The sequence below is a fragment of the Streptomyces chryseus genome (assembly GCF_014650755.1).
Classification (GTDB): Bacteria; Actinomycetota; Actinomycetes; order Streptomycetales; family Streptomycetaceae; genus Streptomyces; species Streptomyces chryseus.
This window is the reverse complement of sequence record NZ_BMVO01000020.1, coordinates 64,089-75,531: the sequence shown is the minus strand read 5'-3', so window position 1 is coordinate 75,531 and position 11,443 is coordinate 64,089. Positions and strand designations below refer to the sequence as shown.

Sequence of the window (11,443 nt, the reverse complement as noted above, 5' to 3'; positions counted from 1 at the left end):
ACGGCAGTGCCCAGCGCCCCTTTCCCTTGCCGGGGGCGGCGCGGCGCCCGGCGGGCCGGTGGCCTGTTTCCCCCGTACGAGGTCACCGGTGCTCCGCGGCGCTTCAGCCCGTACGAACCACCAGCGCCGTGGCGATCGCCGCGAGGCCCTCGCCGCGTCCGGTGAAGCCCAGGCCGTCGGACGTCGCGGCCGACAGCGAGACCGGGGCGCCGACCGCCGCGGAGAGCACCTTCTGCGCCTCTTCCCGCCGCTTGCCGATCTTCGGGCGTACGCCGACCACCTGGACGGCGACGTTCCCGATCCGGAAGCCTTCGGCCCGTACGATCCGTGCCGCCTCGGTCAGCAGGGTGATGCCCGACGCACCGGACCACTCGGGGCGTCCGGTGCCGAAGTGCGCGCCGAGGTCGCCGAGGCCGGCGGCGGAGAACAGCGCGTTGCAGGCGGCGTGCGCGACCACGTCGGCGTCCGAGTGGCCGGCCAGGCCGGGCCCCTCGCCCTCCCAGAGCAGCCCGCCGCACCACAGCTCGCGGCCCTCCTCGAAGGCGTGGATGTCCGTGCCGACGCCGACGAGCGGCAGCGGCGGAACGGGGACGTCCGGGGAAAGCTCAGAAGCCATCGTTGGCCCTCCTGCGGGCGAGTACGGCCTCGGCCAGGACGAGGTCCAGCGGCCGGGTCACCTTGAATGCCTCTTCGTGGCCGGGCACGACGACGACCCGCACGCCGAGCTGCTCGACCATGCCGGCGCAGTCCGTGGCGCCTTCCCCGCTCGCGGTGATCGTGTCATGGGCGCGCACCAGCGTGGCGCGGTCGAAGCCCTGCGGGGTCTGTACGGCGCGCAGCCGGGCCCGGGCGGGTGTGGCGACGACCGGCTCGGGTTCGCCCTTCTCGGCGGGCTCGACCTCCTTGACGGTGTCGGCGAGCGGGAGGGCGGGCACCACGGCCGGGGCTCCGTCGCGTACGGCCTCGACGACCGCGTCGACGGTGTCGACGGGCACGAGGGGGCGGGCCGCGTCGTGCACCAGGACGGCGGTGATGTCGGCGGGCAGCGCCGCCAGGCCGAGCCGTACCGACTCCTGGCGGGTCTCGCCGCCCGGTACGACGAGGAAGTCCGTCCGTTCGGGCAGCGCGTGCTCGTCGAGGAGGTTCTTGACCTCGGCGGCGCCGTCCTTGGGGGCCACCACGACGACGAGGGAGACGGCCCGGGAGTTGGCCATGGCCCGTACCGCGTGGATCAGCATGGGGGTGCCGCTCAGCGCGCGGAGCGCCTTGGGCGCGCCGGGTCCCAGCCGCACCCCGCGGCCGGCCGCGGGAATCACGGCGGCGGTGCGCGGAGTGGGCGTGGGGCGCGATTCGTCTGTCATCGGTAGCTCCGGGGCCGACAAGCTTCGGGAACGGGTTTGGCTTCGCCAGGTTTGTGTCCGCGGCCTCGGTGGGTATGGCCACAGCGTGCTGGGCGCGACGCCTTGACCGGCCCCTTCCGTGACGACCGGTCGAGCCGGCTGCCCGGGCCCGGCACGTCAGGCACCAGGGTCACAGGGGATCAGGGGCACGCTGAGCACGCGAACGGGAAACGCGGGCGAAGCGAACGCGACATGCCGCAGCGCCCGGCAACAAGGGCTGGAAAGCCTTTGTCGGCGGACACCGCGGCATCGTTACTGGGTATCAGGGAAGGAGTCCCTGGGACCCGGAGTCAGGACGCGAGGACCTCGTCGAGCAGAGCCTCGGCCTTGTCTTCATTGGTGTTCTCCGCGAGCGCCAGCTCGCTCACCAGGATCTGACGCGCCTTCGCGAGCATGCGCTTCTCACCTGCGGAGAGACCGCGCTCACGCTCACGGCGCCACAGGTCGCGCACTACCTCGGCGACCTTGATGACATCACCGGAGGCGAGCTTCTCGAGATTTGCCTTGTAGCGCCGGGACCAGTTCGTCGGCTCTTCGGCGTACGGTGCGCGCAGCACCTCGAAGACCCGGTCCAGCCCTTCCTGACCGACTACATCGCGTACACCGACGAACTCCGCATTGTCCGCAGGCACACGAACAGTCAAGTCACCCTGGGCGACCTTGAGCACCAAGTAGGTCTTGTCCACGCCTTTGATCTGGCGAGTTTCGATAGCCTCGATCAGCGCGGCCCCGTGATGGGGATAGACCACGGTGTCGCCAACCTTGAACGTCATGTGACAGGTACCCCTTCCGTGGCTATCCAGAGTAACACGGATACGGCTTCTTCTGAATGGCGTTTCCGCAGGTCAGGGCATATCTCGGGGCTTGACAACAGCAACAGGAACGTGCTGCGCCGGGCTTCCGGAAGCGGGTATTCGCAGGTCGGAGCGGCTGTACGGGCACAGAGAAACGCGTACGTTACACCCATCGCAGACCCCGCCGAAGACGCCGAACGTCCCGATTTGCCGGGTTCCGAGCGGCGCATGTGGCGTACTCCGTTCGCCGATCGGTCACCCGTTCGCCGGAATCAGGAATTGATCAAGTACGCCCGTGATCAATTTCCCGGGCCTTCCCCGGGCCACCCGCATTCCTTACGGATAATCCGCCCCGGCGACTCCCGGACGACCTGTCCGGGATATGTGAACGGCGTACGGAACAGGCCGCCGCGCCTCCCGAGGCCGGTATGGGCGGGCGGGGTGGGGCGGGTCGGGTGCGAGGGGCGGACGACGGCTCGGTAACCTGAGCGCGCTGACACACCCTTGGGGCGGCTGTACGCCGCTCGAACCCGTCTAACAGGAGATGCCTCCCCCGTGAGCCGCAGCCTTCGACGCGGTGCCCTCGCCGCCACCGCCATCGTGTTCTCGATCGCTTCGCTTGCCGCCTGCGGGGCGGGCAACGACGCGCAGACGCTGGGGGTCAGGCCGGACAACGCCGCGACCACCGTCGACGACGTCAAGATCCAGAACGCGACGATCGTCACCCAGCCGAAGCTCGACGCCGAAGGCCCGGCGGTCGTCACCGGCATGGTCTTCAACAACGGCAGCAAGGCGGAGACGCTCGAAGCGGTCACGCTGCCCGGCACCAGCGCCAAGGTGAAGCTCAAGCCGGCCAAGGGCTCCGGGCCGCTGACCGTTCCGGCCGGCGGCTCGCTCCAGCTCGGCGGCGAGGGCAACGCCTCCGCCGTGATCGAGAACGGCCGCGAGGCGGCCAAGGACGGCGACGCGCAGCCCGTCCGCTTCGAGCTGAGCAAGACCGGCACCGTGGAGCTGCGGGCGTTCGTCGTCCCCGCCACGCACTACTTCAAGGACGTCGGCCCGACCGAGCTCCCGAAGCCGGCCCAGACGCCGTCCGGCTCGGCGACCACCACCCCCTCGGGCTCCCCGACGGGTTCGGCGACCGGCGAGGCGGGCGCCACGGCGTCGACGAGCCAGTCGGCGGATGCCCCGGAGGGCGGGGACTCGGACGACGCCGGGGACCACGGCGCGGACCACTGACGCCCGTACGACGCGCACATGGGGAGGCCCCGCCGGTACGGACCGGCGGGGCCTCCCCATGTCGTGTCACGCCGCTGTCGGGTCACGGCCGCTGCCGCGCCCGGCCGCTGCTGTCTACGGCTCGAACTTGTAGCCGAGTCCTCGCACCGTGACCAGGTATCTCGGCGCGCCCGGGTCCGGTTCGATCTTGGCGCGCAGGCGCTTGACGTGAACGTCGAGCGTTTTCGTGTCGCCCACGTAGTCCGCGCCCCAGACCCGGTCGATCAACTGCATGCGGGTGAGGACGCGGCCCGCGTTGCGCAGCAGCATCTCCAGGAGGTCGAACTCCTTCAGCGGGAGGTCGACCTTGCCGCCGCCGACCGTCACCACGTGGCGGTCGACGTCCATCCGTACCGGACCGGCCTCCAGAGCCGCCGGAGTGACCTCTTCCGGCTCCCCTCGGCGGCGCAGGACCGCGCGGATACGGGCGACCAGCTCGCGCGAGGAGAAGGGCTTCGTGACGTAGTCGTCGGCTCCTATCTCCAGACCGACGACCTTGTCGATCTCACTGTCCTTGGCGGTCACCATGATGACCGGAACGTTGGAATGGCTGCGCAGCTGACGGCAGACCTCGGTGCCGGGCAGGCCGGGGAGCATGAGGTCCAGCAGGACGAGGTCGGCGCCGTTGCGCTCGAACTCGTCGAGCCCGTCGGGGCCGGTGGCCGCGATGGCGACCTCGAAGCCCTCCTTGCGCAGCATGTAGGACAGGGCGTCGCTGAAGGATTCCTCATCCTCGACGACGAGCACTCGGGTCACGGAAGGACCTCCGGGTGGGAAATGGGTTAGCGATCAGTGGTCTCGTACGGACCGACTGCGTCGTCTGCGGAGTCGTCGACGTCGTCGTCCGGGGCGGCGACCGGGGACCGGTCGCGTGACGCGGCCGCCTCGGGCAGCCGCAGGGTGAACGTGGAGCCCTGTCCTTCGGAGCTCCACACCGTGACTTCCCCGCCGTGCGAGGCGGCCACGTGCTTGACGATGGCCAGGCCGAGGCCCGTGCCACCGGTGGCCCGGGAGCGGGCCGGGTCCACGCGGTAGAAGCGTTCGAAGATCCGCTCGCGGTCCTTCTCGGAAATGCCGATCCCCTGGTCGGTGACGGCTATCTCGACCAGGTCCCCGCCGGGGGCGGAGATCCGACGGCCGGCTATCCCCACACGGGTGCGGGCCGGGCTGTAGTTGACGGCGTTCTCGACGAGGTTGCCCAGGGCGGCGGCGAGCTGCCCCCGGTTGCCCCAGACGTACAGGCCGTCGGTGCCGCCCGCGGCCATGGTGATGTTCTTGGTGGACACGGCGTGGCGGCTGCGGTCCATGGCCTCGGCGACCAGTTCGTCGACGCGGACCGGTTCGGCGTCCTCCAGCGGGTCGTCGTTCTGGACGCGGGAGAGATCGATGAGCTCCTGCACCAGATTGGTGAGGCGGGTCGCCTCTATCTGCATGCGGCCCGCGAAACGGGTGACCGCCTCGGGGTCGTCCGAGGCGTCCATGACCGCTTCGGAGAGCAGGGAGAGCGCACCGGTAGGAGTCTTGAGTTCATGGCTGACATTCGCGACGAAGTCGCGCCGGACCGCTTCGATGCGGCGGGCCTCGGTGAGGTCCTCCACCAGGAGCAGGACCAGGCGCGAGCCCAGCGGGGCGACGCGGGCGGAGACCGCGAGGGCCTCGCCGCGCCCGGTGCCGCGACGCGGGAGGTCGAGCTCGACCTGGCGTATCTCACCGTCGCGGCGGGTGTCCCGGGCCATGTGGAGCATGGGTTCGACGGCCAGCTTGCCGCCCCGGACCAGCCCGAGGGCGTACGCCGCCGAGCTGGCCTTGACGACGCTGTCGCTCTCGTCCAGTACGACGGCGGAGGAGCGGAGCACGGACAGCACGGTGTCGACGCCCGGCGGCAGCACCGCGTTGACGTCGGGCCGCATGGAGGACCGGGTGGGCCTGGCCTGCTCGCGCTCGCTCCAGCGGAACGTCAGCACGGCGATGACACCGGTCAGCAGACCGGCGATCGCTGCTGCTGCGGCGACTGCCGCGTTCACGTCCATGCACTCAGGTTAAGCGGGGGCGACCACAGTGCCCCAGCCGAATGGGTGGCACCTCGAACACTCGTCGCTCAGAGTTCACCGAGGGGATGGGGTTGGTTCACTTGGGGTGCCGGAATCGGACGCGTAACGGACAGAACGTGGGAGCGTGGGGTTCCAGAGGCCTCAGAAGGACAAGAGAGGGACTTTCATGCGCGACGCGTACCACGAGGAACTTGACTCGATCGGTGAAGCCCTGGTCGAGATGGCCCGGCTGGTCGGGTCCGCCATCGGGCGGGCCACCACGGCCATGCTCGACGCGGACCTCAAGCTCGCCGAGAGCGTGATCGCCGCCGACCAGAAGGTAGACGATCTCCAGCACGACCTGGAGGCCCGGGCCATAGCCCTGCTGGCCCGCCAGCAGCCGGTGGCGACGGATCTGCGGATCGTCGTCACCTCCCTGCGGATGAGTGCCGACCTGGAGCGCTCGGGCGACCTCGCGCAGCACGTGGCGAAGCTCGCCCGGCTGCGCTTCCCGGCCTCCGCCGTGCCGCACGACCTGCACGCCACCATGCTGGAGATGGGGCAGCTCGCGCAGCGCCTGATGGCCAAGGCCGCCGAGGTCATCACCACGAAGGACGTGGACCTCGCGCTCCAGCTGGAGCACGACGACGACGAGATGGACCTGCTGCACCGCACGCTGTTCCAGCACCTGATGGACGACCGCTGGAAGCACGGCATCGAGACGGCGGTCGACGTGACGCTGCTCGGCCGGTACTACGAGCGGTTCGCCGACCACGCCGTGTCGGTGGCGAAGCGCGTGGTGTACCTGGTGACGGGTGAGCACGCGGACGAGCTCCAGGCGGCGTCCGGTGCGACGCCGCCCGCGCCGGGCGAGTAGGGCCGGAATCCGGGATTGCGCGTGTGCGCCGTTGATGCGCCCGCACGAGTGGGCATCCAATGGGCAGCAGGAGTACGCCACGTGCCCCTTCGAGGAGGATCCCCATGGCCGATTCCCCCACGTCCGACTCCCGGCAGGACCCGCCCGCCGAGGCGGCCCGCCACCGCCCGACGCTGCCCGTCCTGGGCGCCTGCGGCTGCGGCGCCGGCTGCGGCTGCGGCTGCCAGTCGGGCGCTCCGTGCCAGTGCGGCGGCTAGTGCGGCGGGTGCGTGCGGTGCGTCCGATGTGACGGTGCGTGCGGTGCGCGCGACGGGTACGGCAAGGACCCCGTCCTGATACGGACGGGGCCCTTGCCGGTCTCGCGGGCGGCCCCGGGGACTCGGTCTACGTCTGCGTAGTCACCGGGTGCAGGTGCTGCGAGCGGCGCTGCGGCATGTCGACGTGCCAGTAGCCACGGAGCACCGGAGCCACGGGAGCCACGGGAGCCACGGGAGCCACGGGCTAGACGCGGTCCTGGAAGACGCAGTTCCACACGTAGGTGCCCGCGACGCTGCCGTCGGCGCGCACCGCCTCCAGCGTGTAGAAGTACGTGTTCCCTCTCGTCGCCGTGGCGTCCTCCCACACCCGGTCATCCGCCGGGAGCATTCCGTCGTGCTGGGGCTCGTACGCCTTGGTCGCCGGGTTCCACCGGCTCACGCGGTAGCCGGTGACCGTGGCGCAGCGGGCCGTGTCGGTGCACTGCCAGTCGACGGACGGACGAGTGGCCGTCCGGTTGTGGCCCAGACTGCCGAGGCTCCAGTCCCGGGTGACGGTCACGGACGGCCGGACGTCGAGCTCGGTGGCCTCGACCACGGTGACCTTCGGGTCGCTCGGGTGCAGCGTGTTGCCCCAGTGGTCCTTGGCCATCACCGCGTACACGTGCGTCTCGCCGTCCGGCAGGTTGCCGCAGAGGATCGCGAGCCAGTTGCTCGTGCCCTCCGAGCAGGTGTCGGGGCCGAGCCACTTGACCGTGCCGTCGGCCTGCCGGACGCCCTTCCACACCACGTACTCGTCGATGTCGTCCTCGGGCGAGGCGGCCCAGCTCACCAGCATGCCGTCGTTGCGCGGGGTGACCTTCACGCCGGTGACCGGGCCGGGCGCCACGGTGTCGCCGGTGCGGACGACGACCGGCGCGGAGTACGCCGACTCGTTGCCGTACGGGTCCACCGCCGTGACGGCGTACGTCACGTACGTGTTCGCGGGCATGTCCACGTCGTAGCAGTTGCCGCCGTTGCCCGCCTCGTCGCTCTCCTCCGCGACGCAGGTCACCTGGGTGCGCGCGGTCGGGTCGAACGTCTTGCCGGGCGAGCGGTACACGCGGTAGTGCCCGCCGTTGTCCCAGTCCTCGAAGAAACCGTCGGGCTGGCTCCAGTGCACGTTGGTGTAGCCGGGACGGGCGCCGGCGGTGACGTCGGTCGGGGACTTCGGTGGCATCCGGTCGACGCCGTCGCTGGTGACCGTCGCGTACGCCCCCGGGTTGCCGGCTGCGTCGAGGGCCCGGACCCGGTAGTACGTGTTCGTGTTCACGGCGCCGCTGGTCCGGTACGACGTCGTGGTCGTCGTGCCGCGCAGCTCGAACGGTCCGGCAGCCGCGGACGAGGCGTACACCTCGTACTTCGCCGTGTCGGCGACTCCCTGCCAGTTCAGGGTGTCCCACCACCCGTCGCCGGTGGCGACCGTGAGTGCGGTGGGGGCGGCCGGCCCGGTGCGGTCGACGGTCGTCGCCGTCACGTCCGGGCTGCCGGTGGACTCGCGGCCCGCCTTGTCGACGGCGCGGACCTCGTACAGGAAGGTCTGGCCCGTGGCGGGCGTCGCGTCCACGAAGGACGATGAGGTGAGCGGCGACGCGCCGCTGACCTTCGCCCACGAGGTGGTGCTCAGCCGGCGGTACACGCGGTAACCGGCGAGGTCCATCTCCTTGTTCGCGGCCCAGCGCAGGGTGGTCTTCGTGGTGTCCCGGCTGTACGCGGCGGTGAGGCCGGCCGGGGCGAGCGGCTTGACCGTGTCGACGGCGGACTCGGTGCGCGGGGCGTACGTGAAGGCGGCGTTGGCGACGCCGGTCCAGGCGACGTAGTCCACGCGGATCGTGTGCTTGCCGGCCGAGAGGGTCAGGTCGACGGTCTTGCGGGCGGTGGTGGAGACGTTCTTCCACAGGTCGACCTTCCGCTCGCCGTCGACGTAGACGCGCATGCCGTCCTGCGTGGCGGCGGAGAGCCGGAAGGGGCCGCCGGAGCCGAAGTCCCGGGTGAGGGACCAGCGGACGGAGAAGCCGTCCTTGGGCAGCGTGACGCCGGCCGGGTCGCCGGTCCCGTAGTTCTCGCTGATGGCGGAGTCGCAGGCGGTCAGCTTCGGCGTGCCGCTGAAGGTGGAGTTGCCGAAGAACTGCGCCTTCCAGACGGGAGAGGCGCAGGTGACGGCCGCGGAAGCCGGGGCGGCGGTGATCAGGCCGCCGGTGGCGGCGAGGGTGGCTGTCGCTGCCAGCGCTGTCAGCCGGGTACGAATCATCACAGGGGGTGGGGCCCTTTCCGGACCAGGGGAAGCAGGCGAAAGGTAACGCCTGTGTGACCCATGAGGCGGGGTCAGGGTTGCCCCGCCCTCCCACCTTTCTCAGAGCCGGCCCGGAGCAGACGAAAGCCCCTGGCCCGCACCACAAGTGCGGGCCAGGGGCTTGACCGAATGCGCTACTTCTTCTTGCCCTGATTCTTCACGGCCTCGATGGCGGCCTTCGCGGCCTCCGGGTCGAGGTACGTGCCGCCCTTGGTGAGGGGGCGGAAGTCCGCGTCCAGCTCGTAGTAGAGCGGGATGCCGGTGGGGATGTTCAGGCCGGTGATCTCCTCGTCGGAGATGCCGTCGAGGTGCTTCACCAGGCCGCGCAGCGAGTTGCCGTGGGCGGCGACCAGGACGGTGCGGCCCGCGAGCAGGTCCGGGACGATGCCGTCGTACCAGTACGGGAGCATGCGCTCGACGACGTCCTTGAGGCACTCCGTGCGGGGGCGCAGCTCGCTGGGGATCGTCGCGTAACGCGGGTCGTCGGACTGGGAGAACTCCGTGCCGTCCTCGAGGACCGGCGGCGGGGTGTCGTACGAGCGGCGCCAGAGCATGAACTGCTCCTCGCCGAACTCGGCCAGGGTCTGCGCCTTGTCCTTGCCCTGGAGGGCGCCGTAGTGGCGCTCGTTCAGGCGCCAGGAGCGGTGCACGGGGATCCAGTGGCGGTCCGCGGCCTCCAGCGAGAGCTGGGCGGTGCGGATGGCGCGCTTCTGGAGCGAGGTGTGGAGTACGTCGGGCAGCAGGCCGGCTTCGACGAGCAGCTCACCGCCGCGCACCGCCTCCTTCTCGCCCTTCTCGGTGAGGTTGACGTCCACCCATCCGGTGAACAGGTTCTTCGCGTTCCACTCGCTCTCGCCGTGGCGGAGCAGGATCAGCTTGTACGGTGCGTCGGCCATGCGTACGAGACTAATGGACGCCCCCGACGGTTGACCGCTCGCGTCAATTGGGTGGCTGTGGCCGGCGGGCCGCTTGTAACTTGCGGGTACCGCATCAGCCGCTTACAGGCGTCCACCGCCGCCGAAGGTCCCTGGGGGGATGACGTATGTCCATGGCCACGCTCAGACGTGCCGCGAAGGAGTCGGTCTCGGGGTTGCCCGACGGGTTCTGGTGGCTGTGGACCTCGACGCTGGTGAACCGCACCGGGGCCTTCGTCCTCACCTTCCTGTCGCTGTACCTGACGCAGGAGCTGGGCTACTCGGCCTGGTACGCGGGGCTCGTCATAGCGCTGCACGGGCTCGGCGGTGTGGCCGGTTCGCCGCTCGGCGGCATGCTCACCGACCGGTGGGGTCGGCGGCCCACGATGATCGCCGGGCACCTGGGCACGGCCACGGGCGCGGCCGCGCTCGCCGTGGTGACCAGTGCGGTGGCCGTCGCCGTCGTGGTGCTCCTCATGGGCGTCACCATGCAGTCCGTGCGGCCGGCGATCGGCGCGACCATCGCCGACCTGGTGCCGGAGCACGAACGGCGGCGCGCGTACGCCCTGAACTACTGGGCGCTCAACCTCGGCTTCGCCATCGCCGCGCTCGGCGGCGGCGCGGCGATCGTCTTCGGCTACCGGACGCTGTTCCTGGTGGAGGCCGCCGCGACCGTGCTGTGCGCGGTCATCGTCTTCCTGCGGCTGCCGGAGACCCGGCCCGCCGTCCCGGCGGCGGCGAAGGGGGCGGACGCGGGCGCCCCGCTGCCGAAGGTGAGCCTGGTCGAGGTGCTGCGGGACGGGCCTTTCCGGACGCTGGTGCTGCTCAACCTGTTCGTCTGCCTGATCTTCACCGCGCCGTGGGTCGGCCTGCCGCTGACCATGGCCGGCGAGGGTCTCGAACCCAGCGCGTACGGCATGGTCATCGCGGTCAACGGGGTTGTGATAGTCGGCTTCCAGCTCCTCGTCAACAAGATCACCGAACGGCGGTCGCCGGCCGCGCTCCTCACCGTCTCCTCGCTGCTGTTCGCCGCCGGGACCGGGGCGACCGCGCTGGCCGGCACGCCGCTGGTGTTCGCGGCGACCGTGGTGGTGTGGACGCTCGGCGAGATGGTGCACGTGCCGACCAACGCCGCCGCCACCGCGCGCCTGGCCCCGGAGCACGCGCGGGGGCGGTACCAGGGCGTCATGGGCATGTCCTGGGCCCTCTCCGGCTTCCTCGCGCCGATCCTGGCGGGCTGGATCGTGGACGGGCCGGGGCCGGACGTCCTGTGGATGGCGTGCGGGGTCATCGGCGTGATCGCCGCGATCGGGTACGCGACGTTGCTGCGGCGGGTGCTTGCGGAGGCGGAGGGTGCGGAGGGTGCCGGAGGCTCGGAAGGGGCGGGGGATGCGGCTGTGGCCGAGGGTGCGTCCGCTGACCCGGTGGCCACGGTCGCGGTGGCCGTCGCACCCGTTCCGGCGCCCGAGACCGGGGGCCGGAAGGTCAGCGGGTGAGGGCTCGTTGGGCCTCGTAGAGGTGGCGGGTCCCTGGGGCGGGGGCTTTGGGGTCGGTGCCGTTCCGG

The 11,443-nt window shown here is 70.9% G+C and carries 11 protein-coding genes; 4 read left to right on the top strand and 7 right to left on the bottom strand.

Annotated features, from left to right (window positions below; genetic code table 11):
- Positions 1-103 precede the first annotated feature (103 nt).
- The 3 genes from ispF to IE185_RS24850 form a co-directional block, all read right to left on the bottom strand.
- On the bottom strand, positions 104-616 hold the full coding sequence (gene ispF, locus IE185_RS24860; RefSeq protein ID WP_138897796.1) for a 2-C-methyl-D-erythritol 2,4-cyclodiphosphate synthase: 513 nt from the start codon (positions 614-616) through the stop codon (positions 104-106).
- Positions 606-1,361: a 2-C-methyl-D-erythritol 4-phosphate cytidylyltransferase gene (gene ispD / locus IE185_RS24855; RefSeq protein ID WP_138897795.1), complete on the bottom strand. Its 756-nt coding sequence runs from the start codon at positions 1,359-1,361 to the stop codon at positions 606-608. The genes ispF and ispD overlap by 11 nt, the downstream gene beginning before the upstream one ends.
- 329 nt (positions 1,362-1,690) lie before the next feature.
- On the bottom strand, positions 1,691-2,173 hold the full coding sequence (locus tag IE185_RS24850; protein ID WP_006380568.1) for a CarD family transcriptional regulator: 483 nt from the start codon (positions 2,171-2,173) through the stop codon (positions 1,691-1,693).
- A gap of 576 nt (positions 2,174-2,749) precedes the next feature.
- Between IE185_RS24850 and IE185_RS24845 the strand changes: the two genes are divergently transcribed.
- Positions 2,750-3,433 carry a copper chaperone PCu(A)C domain-containing protein gene (locus tag IE185_RS24845; RefSeq protein WP_138897065.1) on the top strand — a complete coding sequence of 228 codons (684 nt, stop codon included), beginning with the start codon at positions 2,750-2,752 and terminating at the stop codon, positions 3,431-3,433.
- Positions 3,434-3,547: 114 nt separating this feature from the next.
- On the opposite strand, the gene phoP is transcribed toward IE185_RS24845, so the two are convergent.
- Together phoP and phoR are read right to left on the bottom strand one after the other, a co-directional pair.
- The gene (gene phoP / locus IE185_RS24840; RefSeq protein WP_028814608.1) at positions 3,548-4,228 is read right to left on the bottom strand and encodes a two-component system response regulator PhoP; all 681 of its coding nucleotides are present in this window, start codon (positions 4,226-4,228) and stop codon (positions 3,548-3,550) included.
- Positions 4,229-4,254: 26 nt separating this feature from the next.
- Positions 4,255-5,502 (bottom strand): two-component system sensor histidine kinase PhoR, encoded by a 1,248-nt coding sequence (gene phoR, locus IE185_RS24835; RefSeq protein WP_138897066.1) that lies wholly within the window; start codon positions 5,500-5,502, stop codon positions 4,255-4,257.
- 187 nt (positions 5,503-5,689) lie between these two features.
- Here phoR and phoU point away from each other — a divergent pair, with 187 nt between their 5' ends.
- Complete coding sequence (phoU, locus tag IE185_RS24830; RefSeq protein ID WP_138897067.1) at positions 5,690-6,379, top strand: phosphate signaling complex protein PhoU; 690 nt, start codon at positions 5,690-5,692, stop codon at positions 6,377-6,379.
- A 104-nt stretch (positions 6,380-6,483) separates the two neighbouring features.
- Positions 6,484-6,636: a hypothetical protein gene (locus IE185_RS24825; RefSeq protein WP_167518412.1), complete on the top strand. Its 153-nt coding sequence runs from the start codon at positions 6,484-6,486 to the stop codon at positions 6,634-6,636.
- 244 nt (positions 6,637-6,880) lie between these two features.
- Here the strand turns inward: IE185_RS24825 and IE185_RS24820 are convergent, their stop codons facing one another.
- Together IE185_RS24820 and IE185_RS24815 are read right to left on the bottom strand one after the other, a co-directional pair.
- On the bottom strand, positions 6,881-8,923 hold the full coding sequence (locus IE185_RS24820) for a fibronectin type III domain-containing protein (RefSeq protein ID WP_229843686.1): 2,043 nt from the start codon (positions 8,921-8,923) through the stop codon (positions 6,881-6,883).
- Positions 8,924-9,099: 176 nt separating this feature from the next.
- On the bottom strand, positions 9,100-9,861 hold the full coding sequence (locus IE185_RS24815; RefSeq protein ID WP_138897069.1) for a phosphoglyceromutase: 762 nt from the start codon (positions 9,859-9,861) through the stop codon (positions 9,100-9,102).
- Positions 9,862-10,013: 152 nt separating this feature from the next.
- Here IE185_RS24815 and IE185_RS24810 point away from each other — a divergent pair, with 152 nt between their 5' ends.
- Positions 10,014-11,375 carry an MDR family MFS transporter gene (locus IE185_RS24810; protein WP_229843681.1) on the top strand — a complete coding sequence of 454 codons (1,362 nt, stop codon included), beginning with the start codon at positions 10,014-10,016 and terminating at the stop codon, positions 11,373-11,375.
- Positions 11,376-11,443: the final 68 nt, after the last annotated feature.